Origin of the sequence: Leifsonia sp. Root4 (assembly GCF_001425085.1) — a bacterium.
Classification (GTDB): Bacteria; Actinomycetota; Actinomycetes; order Actinomycetales; family Microbacteriaceae; genus Microterricola.
On sequence record NZ_LMDN01000003.1, the window covers coordinates 516,986 to 535,689 of the forward strand.

Genomic DNA, 18,704 nt, shown 5'->3' on the forward strand with positions numbered 1-18,704 from the left:
GACGTCGCCGGCCTGATGAGCTCTGACCGATTCAGCCTCACCGAACTCGCGCGCACCGGCTTCCTCGATCTCGGCAGCGCGGCGAGCGGCCTGGCCGAGTTCGAGGAGCTGAGCGGGACATCGGCCCGCGCTGTGCTGCCGGTCTTCGCGACGGCAGCCGACGTCGACTCTGCCCTCGCGAGCCTGATCGCGCTGCTGCGCCAGGCCCCGGAACAGACACTCGCGGTGCTGCACGAGTCGGATGCCGCCAGGCGACTGATCCGGGTGCTCGGCGCCTCGGAGGGCTTGGCCGAGTTCTTCCTGCGCCGGCCCGACGAGATGAGCGCGGTGGCACAGCCGCTGCTGGCGCCCCCGGCCGAGCGCGAGCTCGCGGCCGACATGCTCGCGGCCGTGCAAGGCAGCGCGCTCGGCGACACCGCAGGAGACGAGGCGGCATGGACCCGCCTCCGGGTGCGCTACCGCTGGTGGCTGACCCGTCTCGCCGCCTACGACCTGGAGCAGGGCGATCCCGTCGCCGGACTCGACGGCGTCGCCCGCGCCCTCGCCGATCTCGCCGGCGCGACCCTGGAGGCCTCCCTCGCCGTTGCCCGCCGCGCCGTCACGCTCGCCGACAAGCCGGGCTTCGGCCTCTTCGATGCCGCGCAGGTCGACGCCACCCGGCTCAGCGTCATGGGCATGGGCAAGGCCGGCGCGCGCGAACTCAACTACGTGAGTGATGTCGACGTCATCTTCATCGCCGAGGCGGATGACGGCCTCGACAGCGCGCGTGCCGTCGAGATCGCCACCCGCCTCGCCATGCTCACCATGCGCGGCATCTCGGAGGCGCTCATCGAACCGCCGCTCTGGGAGGTGGACGCGAACCTGCGCCCGGAGGGCAAGGACGGCGCCCTCGTGCGCACCCTCGATTCGCACCTGGCCTACTACGAACGGTGGGCGAAGAACTGGGAGTTCCAGGCGCTGCTCAAGGCGCGCCCGCTGGCCGGCGACCGCGATCTGGGGGAGCGTTACGTCGCCGCACTGGCCCCGGCCGTGTGGAACAGCTCCGCCCGCGAGGGCTTCGTCGAATCGGTTCAGCGCATGCGCGAGCGTGTCACGGCGCACATTCCCGACGATGAGGTCGACGTGCAGCTGAAGCTCGGCCCCGGTGGGCTGCGCGACATTGAGTTCACCGTGCAGTTGCTGCAACTCGTGCACGGGCAGAGCGACGAATCGGTGCGCCAACTCGGCACGCTGCCCGCGCTCGTCGCGCTGGCGGATGGCGGCTACATCGGCCGCGTCGAGGCCGCCGAGTTCTCACAGGACTACCGCATGCTCCGCCTGCTCGAACACCGGCTCCAGCTGCAGCGGCTGCGCCGTACTCACCTGATGCCGCGCGACGCCGACGCCCTGCGCGTGCTGGCGCGGGCAAGCGGTCTGGCGTCCACCGCGAGTGAGCTGAGCGCGCTCCGGGCATCCGGCAAGCTCCGCGTGCGCGGCCTGCACGAGCGACTCTTCTACCGCCCGCTGCTCTCCGCGGTCGCCGCGCTTCCGGCAGAGGGGCTCAACCTCACGAGTGCGCAGGCCGAGGCGCGCCTGGCCGCGATCGGCTTCCTCGACCCCCGCGGGGCGCTCGCCCACATCGCGGCGCTCACGGCCGGAGTGTCGCGGCGCGCGACGATCCAACGTCATCTCCTGCCCGTGATGCTGCAGTGGTTCGCCGACGGCGCCGACCCCGACTACGGCCTGCTCGCCTTCCGTCGCCTGAGTGACAGCCTGGGCGGAACGCACTGGTTCCTGCGCATGCTGCGCGATTCCTCCGGGGCCGCCGAACGGCTGACGAAGGTGCTCTCCGGATCGCGTTTCATCGGTGAACTCCTCGAGCTCACCCCTGAGTCCGTCGCCTGGCTCGAGGACGAGGACGATCTCCGCCCGCGCACGCGCGCGGCCCTGGCCGACGAGACGCGCGCGGTGCTGGCGCGGCACGCGAATGCGGATGCCGCGGCGGCGGTGCTGCGCGGCATCCGCCGGCGTGAGGTTCTGCGCCTCGCGTTCTCGGCCACCCTCGACCTCTGCACTGTCGAGGAGCTCGGACTCGGGCTCAGCGACGTCACCGAAAACCTCATCGACGGGGTCGTCCGTGCGGTTCGCGCTCCCGCGAACCGCACCATCACGGGCGTCGCCGACGACGGCATCGAGTTCGCGGTCATCGCAATGGGGCGTTTCGGCGGCCAAGAACTCGGTTTCGGCTCCGACGCCGACGTGATGTACGCCTACCGGCCGGCCGGGCTCGCCCCCGAACAGGCACAGTACCGTTCACAGCACATCGTCGCCGAACTCAAGCGCCTGAGTGAAGACAGCCGGTTGCCGCTCGACCTCGATGTCGGTCTGCGACCCGAGGGTAAGAACGGCCCGGTCACGCGCTCACTCGACTCCTACAAGGCCTACTACGCGCGCTGGTCGCTCACCTGGGAGGCCCAGGCGCTTCTCCGGGCCCGCGGCGCCGTCGGCGATTCGGCGCTGCTCGAGGATTTCATTGCCGTGGCGGACGCCGTGCGCTACCCGCAGGCGATCGCCGAGACCGCGGTGCGCGAGGTCAAGCGCATCAAGGCCAGGGTCGAGAGCGAGCGTCTGCCCCAGGCCGCCGACCCGCTGCGCCACCTCAAGCTCGGGCGCGGCTCGCTGAGCGATGTCGAGTGGTTCGTACAGCTGTTGCAGCTGCAGCACGGCTGGGCGATCCCGGCTCTGCGCACCCCGTCGACCCTGATCGCCTTGGCGGAGGCGACGGATGCCGGCCTCGTGCCGGCCGCGGATGCCGCAACGCTTCGAGCCGCCTGGCTGCTGGCATCCAGGGCACGATCGGCGATGACGCTCTGGACCAACAAGACCAGCGACATTCTGCCGCGCGACCGCACGCAGCTGGGCGGTGTCGCCCGGCTGCTGAACTACCCGCCCGGTGCGGCCAACCAGTTGGAAGAGGACTACCTGGCGCTCACCCGCCGGGCGCGGGCCGTCTTCGAGCGTGAGTTCTACGGCATCCCCGAGCGAGGAACGCCCAGAACCGGCTGAATCTTCAGAACCGGCTGAATCGTCAGGTCCGGCAGACGCCGGTCCGCTATTTGTCGGTCTTGTGAATGGCGTCGGACGCCGAGTTCATGTCGAGACTGGGGTCGTGGTGCTTGGCATGCTTCTCGGCGCGTTTCTGTTTCAGGGTCTTGGCCGGCGCCTTCTTGGCGTGGTGTGAGTGTGGCGACTTGTCAGGCATTGTTCTCTCCGAATCACATGAGTTTTCTTCAGGTCTACACCGCCGGGCCGCGGACGGCAACGGCACGCAGGAAGTACACAGCGCGCCCGGTTCACACGCAAAGCCGTTGCATCCGGGCTCCGAAATGCGCATGAGAAGGGGCTTGTCTGCCGGGTCCCGTCGACCTATCCTCGGCATTCGAGAGCGCAATCGGGAGCGCCATCGAGAGAGCGTGGAGGTGCCTGAAATGAGCGATTTCGCCGCAGACGACGATGTCGAAACCATCGACGTCGAAACCATCGGTCCGGATGGTGTGTTCGACGACGTCGGTGAGGACGCGGAGCCCTACGACGAAGATGACCTGGAAGCGTGGGATGAAGACACTGAGGCCTTCGATTCCGAGCGGCAGGGGGAGTGAGATTTCACTCTCGCGGGCGGCTGCACTGGGGAGTAAATTGTCCCTATGACTCATGAAGCGAAGCGTGAAACTGGATCAGGGCTCGACCCGAAGTTGGAAGCGGAAATTCAGGCCGACGAGATTGAGGCCGAAGAGCTTGAGGAACTCGAACGGGGGCAGAACTCCAGCTACTCGGGCTTCTTCCCCGGCGAGAGCAACCTCCACGAGATGGGCGGCCTGTAGGCCGCCACGGACATGAAGAAGGGCCCGCATCCTGATGGATGCGGGCCCTTCCTCATGGAGCACTAGGGCTTAGACGCCGTAGTAGAGCTCGAACTCGAAGGGGTGCGGGCGCTGCTGCAGCGGCTTGATCTCCTTCTCGCGCTTGTAGTCGAGCCAGGTCTCGATGAGCTCCGGCGTGAAGACGTTGCCCTGCAGCAGGAAGTCGTGGTCGGCCTCGAGTGCGTCGAGCGCCTCCTCGAGCGACCCGGGCAGCTGCGGGATCGCCTTGGCCTCCTCGGGCGGAAGCTCGTAGAGGTCCTTGTCGACGGGCTCGTGCGGCTCGATGCGGTTCTTGATGCCGTCGAGGCCGGCCATCAGCTGGGCGGCGAAGGCGAGGTACGGGTTGCTCGCGCCATCCGGAACACGGAACTCGATGCGCTTGGCCTTCGGGTTCGTGCCGGTGATCGGGATGCGGATGCAGGCGGAGCGGTTGCCGGCCGAGTAGACCAGGTTCACGGGAGCCTCGAAGCCGGGCACCAGGCGACGGAAGGAGTTGACGCTGGGGTTCGTGAACGCGAGCACAGCGGGAGCGTGCTTGAGCAGGCCGCCGATGTACCAGCGGGCGATGTCGGAGAGTCCGCCGTAGCCGGACTCGTCGTAGAACAGCGGCTCGCCGTTCGCCCACAGCGACTGGTGCGTGTGCATGCCGGAGCCGTTGTCGCCGAAGAGCGGCTTGGGCATGAAGGTTGCCGTCTTGCCCCACTGGTTGGCGGTGTTCTTGACGATGTACTTGAACTTCAGGATGTCGTCGGCCGCGTGCACCATGGTGTCGAAGCGGTAGTTGATCTCACCCTGGCCGGCGGTGCCGACCTCGTGGTGGCTGCGCTCGAGGATCAGGCCGGCGTCGATCAGCTTGAGGCTGATGTCGTCGCGGAGATCGGCGTGCTGGTCGACGGGGCTGACGGGGAAGTAGCCACCCTTGAACGGCGTCGTGTTACCGAGGTTGCCGCCCTCGACCTGCTTGCCCGAGTTCCAGGCACCCTCGCTGGAGTCCACCGAGTAGAAGCTGGTGTGCTGGTTGACCTCGTAGCGCACGTCGTCGAAGATGTAGAACTCGGCCTCTGGAGCGAAGAACGCGGTGTCGGCGATGCCGGTCGATGCCAGGTACTTCTCGGCCTTCCGGGCAACCTGACGCGGGTCCTTCGAGTAGATCTCGCCGTTGCGCGGGTTGTAGATGTCGAAGAGCATCACCAGGGTGAGCTCCTTGCGGAAGACGTCGATGTACGCGGTGGTCACATCGGGGATGAGCTGCAGGTCCGACTCGTGGATCGACGCGAAGCCGCGGATCGAGGAGCCGTCGAAGAGCTGGCCGACGGTGAAGAACTCCTCGTCGACGGTGGATGCCGGGATGTTGAAGTGCTGCTGCACACCGGGCAGATCGGTGAAACGGATGTCAAGGAACTTGACGTCGTTCTCCTTGATGTAGCTGAGCACCTCAGATGAATCGCTGAACATGTAGGACTTCTCCCAGATCTGGAACCGGACGGCTGCTCCGCGCAACCTTCCCCGAGAGTATGGCCGGAGAATTTCCCGCGGGTGACGCGAATGTTTCGAACATGTTACAGATGCCACCTCTCGATAGACTGATCAGGATGTCTGCCTCTTCCTCCTCCCGCAACTCCGCCCGCCGCACTTTCGGCGAGCTTCCGCCGAGCCGCTGGCCGGGTGAGCGACTGGGTCTGCCCAATGAGGGCGCCCACTCCGTCGCACGGGCGGGGCGTCGCATCGGCGGTATCGCGATCGACTGGGCCATCGCGATGGGCATCTCACTCCTCATCGCGCCCTATGAATCGCTTGCGTACTCCTTCGCGACGATGTGTGTCTTCGCGCTCCTGCAGATCCTCACGATTGCGACGATGGGCGGCAGCATCGGGCACCGCATCTGCGGTATGCGCCTGATCACCCTGGACGGAGCGCGTGTTCCGCTCTGGCGTGCGCTGGTGCGCACCCTGCTGCTCGTCGTCGTCCTCCCGGCGCTCGTCTGGGATTCAGACCAGCGCGGCTTCCACGACAAGGTCGCCGGAACTGTTTTGATCCGCGCCTAGCGCCTGAAGCCGGACCGTTAACGACGAGACGGATGCCGCGCTCTGCGGCATCCGTCATCGAATTGTCTGTGTCGACCGGCTGGGTCCTAGCGGCCGCGCTGCGGACGAACCTTGAAGGGGTCGATGCCCTTCGGGATGGGCAGCTGCGTTCCGAGCGAGCTCAGGCGGTTGTTCACCGCGAGCACCTCGGCCTTGGAGAGGGTGTTCTTGATGCCAGACAGGCTGCGCGGCAGCTTGTGCAGCGGCACATCGCCGTCTTCGCGACCGACGTGCACGAAGGTGACGGGAACGTTCGGGAGGATGCGCACGATCTTGCGCTTCTCGTCGTCGAGCATCCGGCCGGTGCGCGATGCGGCGCCCTCGGCGATCAGCACGACGCCGCCGCGGCCCACAGCGCGGTAGACGGCATCCTGCGTCTTGCCGTTGACGGCGACGGGCATCTCACTGCCGATCCAACCGCGGCGCAGCGAGCTGCGCAGCACCGCACCGACAGCGCCAGGCTGGCCCTCGATCTGCGAGTAGGCGGCCTTCTCGGCCAGGCGGCCGAGGATGATCAGCGCGATCAGGACACCGGCGAGTACACCGGCGACGATCCAGAGCGCGATGGTGAAGCCGTTGCCTGCGCCGAGCCAGATGCCGAGCGCGACACCGACGATGATCGGGGCGAGGAACCCGAGAAGCATGAGCCACTGCGCGCTGGAGTCGTAGCGGCGGGTCATTTGGAAGACCTGCCACATCTGCTTGAAGCGACCAGGTTGCTTGGGGGTGGAAGACTTCTCCGAGCTGCGTGCCATGCTCTCTAGAATACCGAGTCCGCGAGCCCTGTGATGACCGTCTCGTGACGTCCCGTGTGTTGTGCACAGCCACGCCGCCTCCGCGGCTTGTGCACAGGGCGAAACCCGCTCGCGCGGGCGCGCTCAACCGGGTGCAGGCTGGCGCTGTGAAGCGACAGAGACGAGCACAGCGAGACGGTCCGGAGCTCGATCCTGCATTCGGAGCGGTCGCGCCGCGCGAGGCACGCCGCGGCGATGACGCACTCACCGTCATCGCCGGGTACCGGGTCGTGCGCCGCCTCGCCGTCGGGCGGAGCGCGGCCGTCTACCTCGGGCATGCGGCCTCCGACGGTGAGACGGTGGCGCTGCGCGTCTTCCACGCCGACACCGCTGCTGAACGCATCGACCGTGAGATCGCCGTGCTCACCACGCTCCCGAGCGGGGTCTCGGCTGCGCTCCACGATGTCGTGAGCCTGCCGGATCGGCGGCTCTGTCTGGTGATGGAACGGGATGACGGCCCGACCCTGGCCGAATTGCTCTCCCGGCGCGCCCAGCTTCGGGCGGGCGAGGTCGTGACGATTCTGGCCCCGCTGACCGTCGCCATCGCCAGGCTGCACGCGGCCGGCCTGAGCCACGGAGCACTCGGCGCCGCCACGGTGCGTTTCGATGCCGGCGGCCGGGCGCGTCTCACCCGCTGGGCGAGCGCACGACCGCTGGGGGAGGGCGCCGAGCGCACGCAGGCACTCCGTGCCGAGTACCAGGCGCTCGGTGCGCTGGTTCACGAGCTGTGCGCGGTGATCGATCGTGACAGCGTCGCACCGCACGAACTCGAGGATCTGCTCGACTGGCTCGACGCCCGTCTGAGCGCCCACCCCTTCCTGCCGCTCGCGCAGGAGCTGGAGCGGCGCCTCTTCACTCTCGCCCGCGCACTGGCGGTGCGAATGCCGGGTGATGCCTCCGATGGCGGCCCACCGGCCCGCGTCGAGACCACCAGACCCGGCGCAACGGCGCAGACCGCGGACGAGCCAGAACGGCCGCCATCCGCGTGGAGGCGCTGGGGCGTGCCCGAGGCGCTCAGCTCGGCGCTGGGCGACGCCACGGCGGAGTCGCTCGGCGGCCACAGCATCACAGCACTCCGAGCTGCGCTCGGCGCGCGGATCCGACGCCATCGACGACCGATCATCGTCGCCGGCGCGCTGGCTGCTGCCCTGTTCGTGCTCGCGATCACCGTGCTTCCGCCCGGCGGGCCGCGGAGCCAGGCGGCGCCACCGGAACCCCCGCCGAGCCAGAACACGGCGGAGCAGACTGCGCCGGTCGACCCGGTGCCCTCCGAGGCAGAGGGGGCTGACCCGGTACAGGGGGCTGATCCGGTGCAGGCGGCAACCCTTCTGCTCCCGCTTCGGGAAGGCTGCTTCCGGGAGTCATCGCTGCTCTGCCTCGACGAGGTCGACGACCTCGGCAGCCCGATCGCCGATGCGGATGCCGCCGGCATCCGTCGTGCCCAGCAGAGCGGGACGGCCGAACTGCCGGCCGCCTACGACCTCGCGAGCATCATGCTCATCGAGCAGAACGGTGGTGCGGCCCTGCTGTCGGCAGAGCAGCAGGGCGAGGAGACGAAACCGGCCTCACTCCTGTTGATCAGGAGCGAGGCCGGATGGCGACTCAGGGAGATCTTCGATTACTAGGGCTCGTCGATTACTGGAGTCCCGCGCGGTGCCCGTCGCTAGGAGACGGCCTGCGCGAATCCGAGCGAGGCGTCGGCGAGGTGTTGCAGTTCGGCAGGTATCGCGCGGCCCGTTGCCCGCATCGACTGGGCCCACAGGCGCCCGGCGCGGTACGACGAACGCACCAGCGGCCCGGAGAGCACGCCCAGGAAGCCGATCTCGCCCGCCTCCTGGTTGAGTTCAACGAACTCCTCCGGCTTCACCCAGCGCGCAACGGGCAGGTGGCGCGCGCTCGGGCGGAGGTACTGCGTGATCGTGATGATGTCGGTTCCCGCCGCGTACAGGTCTCTCAGGGCCTGAGACACCTCGGCGCGATCCTCGCCCATGCCGAGAATCAGATTCGACTTGGTGATGAGCCCCGCAGCGCGGCCCTGCGAGATCACGTCGAGTGACCGTTCATAGGTGAACGCCGGCCGAATGCGCTTGAAGATGCGCGGCACGGTCTCGACATTGTGCGCGAACACCTCGGGCCGGGCGGAGAAGACCTCACCCAGATACTCGGGGTTGCCCGAGAAGTCCGGAACCAGAATCTCCACGCCGGTCCCGGGGGCCTGCCGGTGAATCTCGCGAATCGTCTCCGCGTAGAGCCACGATCCCTCGTCGGGGAGGTCGTCACGGGCTACACCGGTCACGGTCGCGTAGCGCAGCTGCATCCTGAGCACCGACTCGGCGACGCGACGCGGCTCATCGATGTCGTAGTCAGCCGGCTTGCCGGTGTCGATCTGGCAGAAGTCGCATCTTCTGGTGCACTGGGCGCCGCCGATGAGGAACGTCGCCTCCCGGTCTTCCCAGCACTCGTAGATGTTGGGGCAGCCTGCCTCCTGGCACACCGTGTGCAGGTCCTCGCTCTTCACGAGGGCCTGCAGCTGGGTGTACTCCGGGCCCATCTTCGCCCGGGTCTTGATCCAGTCCGGCTTGCGCTCGATCGGTGTCTGGGCGTTGCGCACCTCGAGGCGCAACATCTTGCGCCCGTCGGGAGCCGCGTTCACAGGAGCACCTGCTCGCGGGCGAAGGCCCGGAGGAGAGCTGCTTGCATGGGCTCGACCAGTTCTTCCGGGGAGACCGTGCGGCCGAGCACGGCACTCACCGTGGTGACGCCGGCATCAGCGATGCCGCAGGCGACGATGTGGTCGTAGGCCTCGAGCGAGTTGCTGCAGTTGAGCGCGAGGCCGTGCATCGTCACCCCCTCTGCCACGCGGATTCCGATGGCTGCGAGCTTGTCGCATCGACCGCCCTCGGTGAACCAGACGCCGGAGCGCCCGTCGACGCGGTGCGCCGCGACGCCGAGATCGTGCAGAACCTCGAGCAGGATGCTCTCGAGCGTGCGCACATAGCCGACGACGTCGATGGGGTCAGGGAGATGAAGAATCGGATAGACCACGAGCTGGCCAGGGCCATGCCAGGTGATCTTGCCGCCCCGATCGACGTCGACGACTGCGACGTCTCCGATCGGGCGTTCCTCGGGGAGGGTGCGTTTGCCTGCGGTGTAAACGGGATCGTGCTCAAGAAAGATCACGGTATCCGGGCGATCACAGGAGACGACGGACTGATGGACGGCGCGCTGAAGGGCAAGGCCCTCGAGATACGGCACGGAGTTGGCGCTTAGCCCCGCGACGACAAAGTCGAGCATTCGGTCAGTCTAGGGGGAGCACCGAGCGGCGAACGAAACCGGCCCCGCCCCTGAGAATCAGGAGCGGGGCCGGTTGGCGTTTGTCGGACGACTAGAGTCCCAGCTGTCCTTCGAATGCTGCACCCTCGAGGCGCGCCTTCACCGTGGTGAGGAAGCGGGCCGCGTCTGCGCCATCGACGATGCGGTGGTCGTAGGAGAGCGCCAGGAACACCGTGGAGCGGATCGAGATGGCGTCGATGCCGTTGTCGCTGACGACGACGGGCTTCTTGGCCACGATTCCGGTGCCGAGGATGGCGACCTGGGGGAGGAACACCAGCGGGGTGTCGAACAGCGCGCCGCGCGAACCCGTGTTGGTCAGCGTGAACGTGCCACCCGCCAGCTCGTCCGGCTTGAGCTTGTTCTCGCGGGTGCGGCCGGCCAGATCAGCGATCTGGGCTGCCAGCTCGGCGATGTTCAGCGAGCTTGCATCACGCACGACGGGGGTGAGCAGACCGCGCTCGGTGTCGACGGCGATGCTGAGGTTCTCGTGGTCCGGGTAGACGATCGAGTCGCCGTCAACGGTCGCGTTGATCACCGGGTAGGCCTTGAGCGCCTCGACGGCGGCCAGTGCGAAGAACGGCATGAACGAGAGCTTGTTGCCCGTCTTGGCGAGGAACTCGGCCTTGACCTTGTCGCGCAGCATGGCGACGCGGGTCACGTCGACCTCGACGACGGTCGTGAGCTGAGCCGTCGACTGCATCGAGATGACGGCGCGCTCTGCAACAACCTTGCGCAGACGCGACATCGGCTGAACTGTGCCACGCAGCGGGGAGACCTCGACCACGGGAGCTGCCGCAGGCGCGGAGCCTGCCGGAGCCTGGGCGGAGAGCACATCCTGCTTGCGGATGCGGCCGCCGACACCGGTGCCGGTGAGCGTGCTGAGGTCGACGCCCTGCTCGTTGGCGAGCTTGCGAACGATCGGGGTCACGTATCCGCTGGTGGATGCGTGCGATCCGGATGCCGCGGCGGGAGCCTGGGCAGCGGGGGGAGCGGCGGGTGCGGGTGCCGGAGCTGCGGCGGGTGCAGGTGCAGCGGCGGGCGCGGGTGCCGGGGCAGCCGGAGCCGGGGCGGCAGCAGGTGCCGGTGCAGCCGGTGCGGGTGCGGCAGCAGGTGCCGGAGCGGCAGCAGGTGCCGGAGCGGCAGCAGGTGCCGGAGCAGCGGCCGGCTCGGGAGCCGCGACGGGCTCGGGAGCCGCAGGTGCCTCGGCGGCAGGCGCCTCAGCGGCAGGTGCCTCCGGCGCAGCGGCGGCCGAGCCATCACCGATGGTGACGAGCGCGGTGCCGACCTCGACGGTCTCGTCCTCCTGGACGAGGATCGCCTCGATCACACCGGCGATCGGCGACGGGATCTCGGTGTCGACCTTGTCGGTCGAGACCTCGAGCAGCGGCTCATCGACCTCGACGCGGTCGCCCACGTTCTTCAACCAACGGGTGACCGTACCCTCTGTGACACTCTCACCGAGTGCCGGGAGGCTGACGGATTCGCTCATGCGATTGTCTCCTTCAAAGCGTTATTCATTCTGAGCTTATTGCAGTCGTGAGTGCGCGCGGCCTAAAGGGCGTGCAGCGGCTTGCCGGCCAGGTAGAGGAATGCCTCGCCCATGGCCTCGTTCTGGGTGGGGTGCGCGTGGATCAGCGGTGCGATGTCCTCCGGGTAAGCCTCCCAGTTGACGGCCAGCTGGGCCTCACCGATGAGCTCGCCGACGCGCGCGCCGATCATGTGCACGCCGACGACGGGGCCGTCGTTGACGCGGACGACCTTCACCGATCCGGCGGTGCCGAGGATCGAGCTCTTGGCGTTGCCGCCGAGGTTGTAGTCGTAGCTGCTGATCTGGTCCGCACCGAACTTCTCCGCGGCCTTGGCCTCGGTGTAACCGACGGAGGCGACCTCGGGGTCGCAGTACGTGATCTTCGGGATGTTGACGTCTTCGACGATGATCGGGTTCAGGCCCGCGATCTCTTCCGCGACGAAGATGCCCTGCTGGAAGCTGCGGTGCGCGAGCTGCAGGCCGGGGACGATGTCGCCGATCGCGTAGACGCCGGGAACGTTGGTGGCGAGGCGCTCGTTCGTGATGACGAAGCCGCGGTCCATGGTGATGCCCTGTTCCTCGAAGCCGAGGCCGGCGGTGGCCGGGCCACGACCGACGGCGACGAGCAGCAGCTCTGCTTCGATGGTCTTGCCATCTTCGAGGGTCACGACGACGCCGGACTCGTTCTGGGCGACGCTCTGGAAGCGCACGCCGAGCGAGTACTCGATGCCGCGCTTGCGGAACGCGCGCTCGAGCTGCTTGGAGATGGACTCTTCCTCGTTCGGCACGAGGTGCGGAAGCGCCTCAATGATCGTGACGTCGGCGCCGAAGGACTTCCACACGCTGGCGAACTCGACGCCGATGACGCCGCCGCCGAGCACGGCGACCTTCTTCGGGATGTAGTCGAGCAGCAGTGCCTGCTCGCTCGTGATCACGCGACCGCCGAGCTCGAGGCCGGGCAGCGAGCGCGAGTAGGAGCCGGTGGCGAGGATGACGTGCTTGCCGACGATCGTGTCGGCGCCGACCTGGACGCTCGTCGGGGAGGCGAGACGACCCTCACCCTCGATCACGGTGATGCCGCGCGCCTTGATGAGGCCCTGCAGACCCTTCCACTTGCTCGTGACGATGCCGTCACGGTGGGCGTTGACAGCCGTCATGTCGATGCCGTTGAGAGTCGCGTTCACACCGTACTTGGCGGCGTCGCGGGCAACGTCGGCAACTTCTGCGGTGTGCAGGAGCGCCTTCGTCGGGACGCAGCCGCGGTGGAGGCAGGTGCCGCCGAGCTTGTCCTTCTCAATCAAGGCAACGGTGAAGCCGAGCTGTACCGCTCGCAATGCGGCCGCGTAGCCGCCGCTTCCTCCACCGAGGACGACAATGTCAAAATTCTGCTCGGACACTCAGTAACTCCCTTGTGCATCAGGTCGATCGGCCTGTTCTGCTCCGCGGATTTGTGACCCACGAGCAGGCGTGTGGGCAAGCAATTCTTGCCCATACAACCCTACTATGGGCTGGCCACTGCTATGGGCGGCCCCTGCTTCATTCGGGCCGGCCATGTTTCATTCGGGGCGGGAAAACTCCTCGGCCAGCGTGAGCAGGGTGCGCACGGTCACGCCGGTCGGGCCGGCTCCGGTCGCGCCGTACGCTGCGCCCTCGTTGTGCGATGGCCCAGCGATGTCGAGGTGGGCCCACGGAATCGGGGTCTCGCCGTCGGCACGCTTGCCGACGAACTCCTGCAGGAACACGCCGGCGAGCAGCATTCCGCCGGCCGGGTTGCCGATCTTGGCGTTGGCGATGTCGGCGACATCCGAGTCGATGGTCGCCCGCAGCTCCTCGGGCAACGGCATCGGCCACAGCTTCTCGTCGGCGTTCTCCGCGGCCCGCAGCACACGCGCGAGCAGCGAGTCGTCGCCCATCACCGCGGTGTAGCGGCTGCCGAGGGCCACGATCTGGGCTCCGGTCAGGGTGGCGACGTCGACGATCGCATCCGGCTGCTCCTCGGATGCCGCGACGAGGCCGTCGGCCAGGACGAGCCGCCCCTCAGCATCCGTGTTCAGCACCTCGACGGTCTGTCCTCCGCGAATGCGCAGCACGTCGTTCGGGCGTGTCGCCGTGCCCGACGGCATGTTCTCGGCCAGGCAGAGCCACGCGGTCACGCGCACGGGCAGCGCGAGCTGCGCGGCGGCGAGCGTGACGGCGAGCACGGTGGCCGCTCCCGTCATGTCGTACTTCATGCCGACCATCGACGCTCCCGGCTTCAACGAGATTCCGCCGGTGTCGAAGGTGATGCCCTTGCCGACGAGGGCGAGGTGCTTCACGGCGTCCTGTCCATCGGGTACAGCGGGGGAGTAGCTCACCTTGACCAGGCGGGGCGGGCGGGAGGAACCCTGTCCGACACCGAGGATGCCGCCGAAGCCGTCCGCCGCGAGTTCGGCCTCGTCCCAGATCTCCAGCTCGACGGGCAGTTCGGCCGCCGCGGCGACGGCGCGGTCGGCGAAACTGGCGGGGAACAGGTCGGACGGCGGGGCGTTGACGAGGTCCTTGACGAGTGCGAAGGCCTCGCCAACCGCGGCGGCGCGGGCGAGCAGAGCGTCCGTGTCGAGCTCGAGCGGCGCCGGGGCGTCGTCGACCTCGTCCTCGTCTACCGGCTCGGAGACCGCTGCGTGCTGCTCCAGGTGCACCGTGATCTGCTCTGCGGGGGTCTTGGTGCGCTCGAGCGTGCTCTGGCGGTACTCGGTGTACGAGTAGCTGCCGATCGTCGCTCCCTCGAGCACGGCTGCGGCCTCGGCCGAGTCCGCCACGGGGATGGCCACGGCGACGCTGTCGATGCCGACGAGGCGGCGAACGGCCGAAGCGGTTGCGGAGCGGAGGCTCTCCGTCGACACCGTCTTGCCGAGGCCGACGATCGCGATGCTGCGTGCGGAACCGACGGTGGCCGGGATGCGCACGAGCTGCTCCGAGGCGCCGGTGAAGCCCAGCGCCGCGAGCTGCTCGTCGAGCTCGGCGAATTCGGCCGTGGCCCGCATGAAGGCCGCGCCGTCAACGGTGACAGCGGCGAGCAGCAGGACATCGGCCTCGGAGCTTGTGGCGGGGGCAGACGAAACGGCGAGCGAAGAGAAGGTCATGTCTCGATGTTAGTTGCGTGCCGCGCGTTGCACCGGGAATAGCGTGTTCGCTCACGGCATGGCCGCCTCGCCGTGCCCGCGACAGCCGACGCGAATAGCATGAGGGTATGCGTGACGCGAGTGAACTGTATCGATTGACGCCGGATGCCGCGAGCGTGCCGGAGGGGCTTCACCTCGTCGCCGGGCTCACGGGCTTCGCCGACGCCGGCGGGGCGGTCGGTCAGTTCACCGAGTACCTGCTCGGCACCATGAACCACGTCGTTGTCGCGGAGTTCGATGCGGATCTCCTGCTGGACTACCGTTCCAGGCGCCCCATCATCTACTTCGACGAGGACCACCTCACGGACTACCAGCCGCCGGCGCTGCGGGTGCACCTGGCGCGCGACGAGCTGGGCCAGCCGTTCCTCATGCTCGCCGGCTTCGAACCCGATTTCCGCTGGGAGCAGTTCAGCCACGCACTGCTCGACCTCGTCGAGCGCTTCGGGGTTGCAGGGACCACCTGGGTCCACTCCATCCCGATGCCTGTTCCGCACACCCGCGCCATCGGCGTGACCGTCAGCGGCAATCGGGATGAGCTGACCTCGGCCATGTCGGTGTGGCGTCCGCACACCCAGGTCCCGGCCAACGCGCTGCACCTGGTCGAGTACCGGCTCACCGAGCAGGGGAGTCCGACCGTCGGCTTCATCCTGCTCATCCCGCACTATCTCGCCGACACCGAGTACCCGGCCGCCGCCATTTCGGCGCTGGAGAGCGTCAGCGCGGCGACGGGACTCATCTTCCCGACCGACCGACTGCGCGAGGCCAACCGCGAGTTCGTCTCCAAGATCGATGCGCAGGTGGCGGAGAACGGCGAGCTGGCCAAGCTGGTCGGCACGCTCGAGGAGCGCCACGACAGCTATATGGCCGGCACGACACTGCGCTCACCGCTGACGGATGAGGACGGCGAGCTGCCGACGGCCGACGAGATCGCGGCGGAACTCGAGAAGTTCTTGGCGTTCAAACGTCGCAACGACGGTGAGCCCCCGCTGACTCCGTGACCGTGGCGGTTAGGCTCGGTGAGTGAATTCTCGTCGTGCCTGGCTGATATTCGGGATCGGCGCCTTCCTCTATCTCGTCGCTGTGCTGCAGCGAACCTCCCTCGGAGTCGCCGGCGTTGCGGCATCCGAACGTTTCGACAGCTCTGCTGCCGCGCTCTCGATGCTGGCGGTGCTCCAGCTCGTCGTCTACGCGAGCCTGCAGATCCCCGTCGGTGTGCTGATCGACCGGTTCGGCCCGCGTGCGCTCATGCTCGTCGGCACGGCGCTCATGGGCATTGGGCAGATCGTCGTCGCGTTCTCTCCGAGCATCACGGTCGCCGTGATCGGCCGTGTGCTCGTCGGAGCCGGCGACGCCGCGATCTTCATCTCGTTGATCCGCCTGATCAGCTCCTGGTTCAGCGGGGCGATCGTCCCGCAGCTCTCGCAGTGGGTCGGCAACATCGGCCAGCTCGGGCAGGTGCTCTCTGCCGTGCCGTTCGCCTGGGCTCTGCTCTACTTCGGCTGGACCCCCGCGTTCGTTGCGGCGGCATCCGCGTCGGCGCTTGCGCTGTTCCTCGGCATCCTCTGCCTGCGTGACCGCCCGCGCGACGCGCCGGATGGGCGGCACACCGGTTCGCTGCGCACGGCCATGCACCATCTGCGCGCCGCCATGAAGCGCCCCGGGACCCAGCTCGGATTCTGGTCGCACTTCGTCTCGCAATCCTCCGGCACCGTGTTCACGATGTTCTGGGGAATCCCGTTCCTCGTGTTCGGCGTCGGGCTGAGCTCGCAGACGGCGGCGCTGATGATCCTGCTGCTCGTCGGCTCCGGCATGGTGGCCGGGCCCATCCTCGGACTGCTCACCGCACGGTTCCCGCTACGCCGCAGCAGCCTCGTGCTCGGCATCGTGTACGTGATCGGCCTGGTCTGGAGCGCGGTGCTGCTCTGGCCGGAGCAGCCGCCGCTCTGGCTGATCGTGCTGCTCGTCGTCGTGATGGGCGTCGGCGGGCCCGGCTCGCTGATCGGGCTCGACTTCGCCCGCACATTCAATCCGATGCGCAGCCTCGGTTCGGCGAACGGCATCGTGAACATGGGCGGCTTCGTCGCCAGCTTCGTGATGATCTTCCTCGTCGGCGCGATCCTCGACGTGCTCGATCACGCGCGGGTCGCGGCGGGCGAGCCGAGCGACCTCTACGCCTATGATTCGTTCCGACTGGCCTTTCTCGTGCAGTACATCGTGATCGGTTTTGGAGTGGTGATGCTGCTGCACGCGCGGCGCCGCACGCGCCGCCAGATGAAGCACGAAGAGGGAATAGAGGTGGCCCCCATTTGGGTTGCACTCTCCAGGCGCATGCGCCGCCACCGAGGCGAATGACGCGGCGCCGGAGCCCGTGCGGCATCCGGCCCTCGGAATTCGTGCAATAATCGAGAGCGGACCCGTTCTTGACTTGGGTTTCCTGTGCTCGCGCGCAGGAAACGGACTGAGACTTGACATGGGTCCTCGTAATGTCCATTTGCGGCTTTGTCGCGAGTGGAACGTCGACGAGCGGCTCACTTCCTGCGATGGGAAGGCCCGCCGCTCGCCCGTCTGAGAGGTGCTCGAATGGCAACCCGATCCACAAAGCCCGAAGCGAGCGAAGACACCGCTGCTGAGGCTGTTGCCCCTGCCGCCAAGGCGCCTGCGGCCAAGAAGGCTCCCGTCCGCAAGGCCGCCGGTGCCGCCGCCGCGAAGCCGGCAACCGAGAAGGCCGCGCCGCGCAAGCGCGCAGCAACCAAGAAGACCACCGCGGCCGCCGCAGAGGGCGACGAGGAAGAGCCCGGCGAGGTTGTCGTCGTCGATGAGGCCGTTGTCGAAGCCCCCGATGCCGCAGCCGACGACGCCGACGAGGAGGACGAGGACGGCAAGCCCAAGCGCGCCGTCGTCACGGAGCCGCTGCCGACCGGCGCGCTCGTGCTCTCCATGGTCGACGACGAGGACGAGGTTCCCGTCTACTCCAGCGCCATCACCGGCGCGACGGCCGACCCGGTCAAGGACTACCTGAAGCAGATCGGCAAGGTCGCGCTTCTGAACGCGGCCGAAGAAGTCGAGCTGGCCATGCGCATCGAGGCCGGCCTCTTCGCCGAAGACAAGCTCTCGCACATGAGCGACGCTGAGAAGAAGTCGCAGCTCGGCCGCGAGCTGCAGTGGGTCGCCAAGGACGGCGCCCGTGCCAAGAGCCACCTGCTCGGCGCGAACCTCCGCCTCGTCGTCTCGCTGGCCAAGCGTTACACCGGCCGCGGAATGCAGTTCCTCGACCTGATCCAGGAGGGAAACCTGGGCCTCATCCGTGCCGTCGAGAAGTTCGACTACACCAAGGGCTTCAAGTTCTCCACCTACGCCACCTGGTGGATCCGTCAGGCGATCACCCGCGCCATGGCCGACCAGGCCCGCACGATCCGCATCCCCGTGCACATGGTCGAGGTCATCAACAAGCTCGCCCGCGTCCAGCGCCAGATGCTGCAGGACCTCGGCCGCGAACCAACGCCGGAAGAGCTCAGCCGCGAACTCGACATGACGCCGGAGAAGGTCGTCGAGGTGCAGAAGTACGGCCGCGAGCCGATCTCGTTGCACACCCCACTCGGTGAAGACGGCGACAGCGAATTCGGTGACTTGATCGAGGACACCGAGGCTGTCGTTCCGGCGGACGCCGTCGGCTTCACGATGCTGCAGAAGCAGCTCGAGTCGCTGCTCGACTCGCTCTCCGAGCGTGAGGCCGGCGTTATCCGCATGCGCTTCGGCCTGGGCGACGGCATGCCGAAGACCCTCRACCAGATCGGCGACACCTTCGGGGTCACCCGCGAGCGCATCCGCCAGATCGAGTCGAAGACGATGGCAAAGCTTCGCCACCCGAGCCGCTCGCAGTCGCTGCGCGACTACCTCGAGTAGGC

16 protein-coding genes are annotated in these 18,704 nt (G+C 67.8%); 8 read left to right on the forward strand and 8 right to left on the reverse strand.

Annotated features, from left to right (window positions below; all coding sequences use genetic code 11):
• The first annotated feature begins 15 nt into the window (after nt 1-15).
• Nucleotides 16-3,045 (forward strand): bifunctional [glutamine synthetase] adenylyltransferase/[glutamine synthetase]-adenylyl-L-tyrosine phosphorylase, encoded by a 3,030-nt coding sequence (locus ASC66_RS12070; protein WP_055839700.1) that lies wholly within the window; start codon nt 16-18, stop codon nt 3,043-3,045.
• Nucleotides 3,046-3,091: 46 nt separating this feature from the next.
• On the opposite strand, the gene ASC66_RS18340 is transcribed toward ASC66_RS12070, so the two are convergent.
• On the reverse strand, nt 3,092-3,241 hold the full coding sequence (locus tag ASC66_RS18340; protein ID WP_199677186.1) for a hypothetical protein: 150 nt from the start codon (nt 3,239-3,241) through the stop codon (nt 3,092-3,094).
• Nucleotides 3,242-3,467: 226 nt separating this feature from the next.
• Between ASC66_RS18340 and ASC66_RS18190 the strand changes: the two genes are divergently transcribed.
• Complete coding sequence (locus tag ASC66_RS18190; protein ID WP_157509783.1) at nt 3,468-3,638, forward strand: hypothetical protein; 171 nt, start codon at nt 3,468-3,470, stop codon at nt 3,636-3,638.
• A 45-nt stretch (nt 3,639-3,683) separates the two neighbouring features.
• Nucleotides 3,684-3,860 carry a hypothetical protein gene (locus ASC66_RS18195; protein ID WP_157509784.1) on the forward strand — a complete coding sequence of 59 codons (177 nt, stop codon included), beginning with the start codon at nt 3,684-3,686 and terminating at the stop codon, nt 3,858-3,860.
• A 69-nt stretch (nt 3,861-3,929) separates the two neighbouring features.
• Here the strand turns inward: ASC66_RS18195 and glnA are convergent, their stop codons facing one another.
• Nucleotides 3,930-5,354 (reverse strand): type I glutamate--ammonia ligase, encoded by a 1,425-nt coding sequence (glnA, locus tag ASC66_RS12075; RefSeq protein ID WP_055840402.1) that lies wholly within the window; start codon nt 5,352-5,354, stop codon nt 3,930-3,932.
• Between the two features lie 137 nt (nt 5,355-5,491).
• Here glnA and ASC66_RS12080 point away from each other — a divergent pair, with 137 nt between their 5' ends.
• Entirely contained in the window at nt 5,492-5,944 is a 453-nt protein-coding gene (locus ASC66_RS12080) for an RDD family protein (RefSeq protein WP_055839704.1), read from the forward strand.
• An 86-nt stretch (nt 5,945-6,030) separates the two neighbouring features.
• Here ASC66_RS12080 and ASC66_RS12085 read toward each other — a convergent pair whose 3' ends face one another.
• Nucleotides 6,031-6,738: a DUF4191 domain-containing protein gene (locus tag ASC66_RS12085; protein ID WP_055839707.1), complete on the reverse strand. Its 708-nt coding sequence runs from the start codon at nt 6,736-6,738 to the stop codon at nt 6,031-6,033.
• Between the two features lie 146 nt (nt 6,739-6,884).
• Here ASC66_RS12085 and ASC66_RS12090 point away from each other — a divergent pair, with 146 nt between their 5' ends.
• Nucleotides 6,885-8,402 (forward strand): serine/threonine-protein kinase, encoded by a 1,518-nt coding sequence (locus ASC66_RS12090; RefSeq protein ID WP_055839710.1) that lies wholly within the window; start codon nt 6,885-6,887, stop codon nt 8,400-8,402.
• A gap of 38 nt (nt 8,403-8,440) precedes the next feature.
• Here ASC66_RS12090 and lipA read toward each other — a convergent pair whose 3' ends face one another.
• The 5 genes from lipA to ASC66_RS12115 form a co-directional block, all read right to left on the reverse strand.
• On the reverse strand, nt 8,441-9,430 hold the full coding sequence (lipA, locus tag ASC66_RS12095; RefSeq protein WP_055839713.1) for a lipoyl synthase: 990 nt from the start codon (nt 9,428-9,430) through the stop codon (nt 8,441-8,443).
• Nucleotides 9,427-10,071, reverse strand: a complete 645-nt coding sequence (lipB, locus tag ASC66_RS12100) for a lipoyl(octanoyl) transferase LipB (RefSeq protein ID WP_055839716.1) — start codon at nt 10,069-10,071, stop codon at nt 9,427-9,429. Before lipB ends, lipA begins: the two co-directional genes overlap by 4 nt.
• 91 nt (nt 10,072-10,162) lie before the next feature.
• The gene (gene sucB, locus ASC66_RS12105; protein WP_055839719.1) at nt 10,163-11,599 is read right to left on the reverse strand and encodes a 2-oxoglutarate dehydrogenase, E2 component, dihydrolipoamide succinyltransferase; all 1,437 of its coding nucleotides are present in this window, start codon (nt 11,597-11,599) and stop codon (nt 10,163-10,165) included.
• Nucleotides 11,600-11,661: 62 nt separating this feature from the next.
• The gene (lpdA, locus tag ASC66_RS12110; RefSeq protein ID WP_055839722.1) at nt 11,662-13,035 is read right to left on the reverse strand and encodes a dihydrolipoyl dehydrogenase; all 1,374 of its coding nucleotides are present in this window, start codon (nt 13,033-13,035) and stop codon (nt 11,662-11,664) included.
• A gap of 159 nt (nt 13,036-13,194) precedes the next feature.
• On the reverse strand, nt 13,195-14,760 hold the full coding sequence (locus tag ASC66_RS12115) for a leucyl aminopeptidase (RefSeq protein WP_055839725.1): 1,566 nt from the start codon (nt 14,758-14,760) through the stop codon (nt 13,195-13,197).
• Nucleotides 14,761-14,867: 107 nt separating this feature from the next.
• Between ASC66_RS12115 and ASC66_RS12120 the strand changes: the two genes are divergently transcribed.
• The 3 genes from ASC66_RS12120 to ASC66_RS12130 all read left to right on the forward strand — a co-directional run bounded on the left by ASC66_RS12120 (nt 14,868) and on the right by ASC66_RS12130 (nt 18,702).
• Nucleotides 14,868-15,797, forward strand: a complete 930-nt coding sequence (locus tag ASC66_RS12120) for a proteasome assembly chaperone family protein (RefSeq protein WP_055839727.1) — start codon at nt 14,868-14,870, stop codon at nt 15,795-15,797.
• Nucleotides 15,798-15,819: 22 nt separating this feature from the next.
• Nucleotides 15,820-17,151: an MFS transporter gene (locus ASC66_RS12125; protein WP_055839730.1), complete on the forward strand. Its 1,332-nt coding sequence runs from the start codon at nt 15,820-15,822 to the stop codon at nt 17,149-17,151.
• A gap of 228 nt (nt 17,152-17,379) precedes the next feature.
• Nucleotides 17,380-18,702 (forward strand): RNA polymerase sigma factor, encoded by a 1,323-nt coding sequence (locus ASC66_RS12130; RefSeq protein WP_055839733.1) that lies wholly within the window; start codon nt 17,380-17,382, stop codon nt 18,700-18,702.
• Nucleotides 18,703-18,704: the final 2 nt, after the last annotated feature.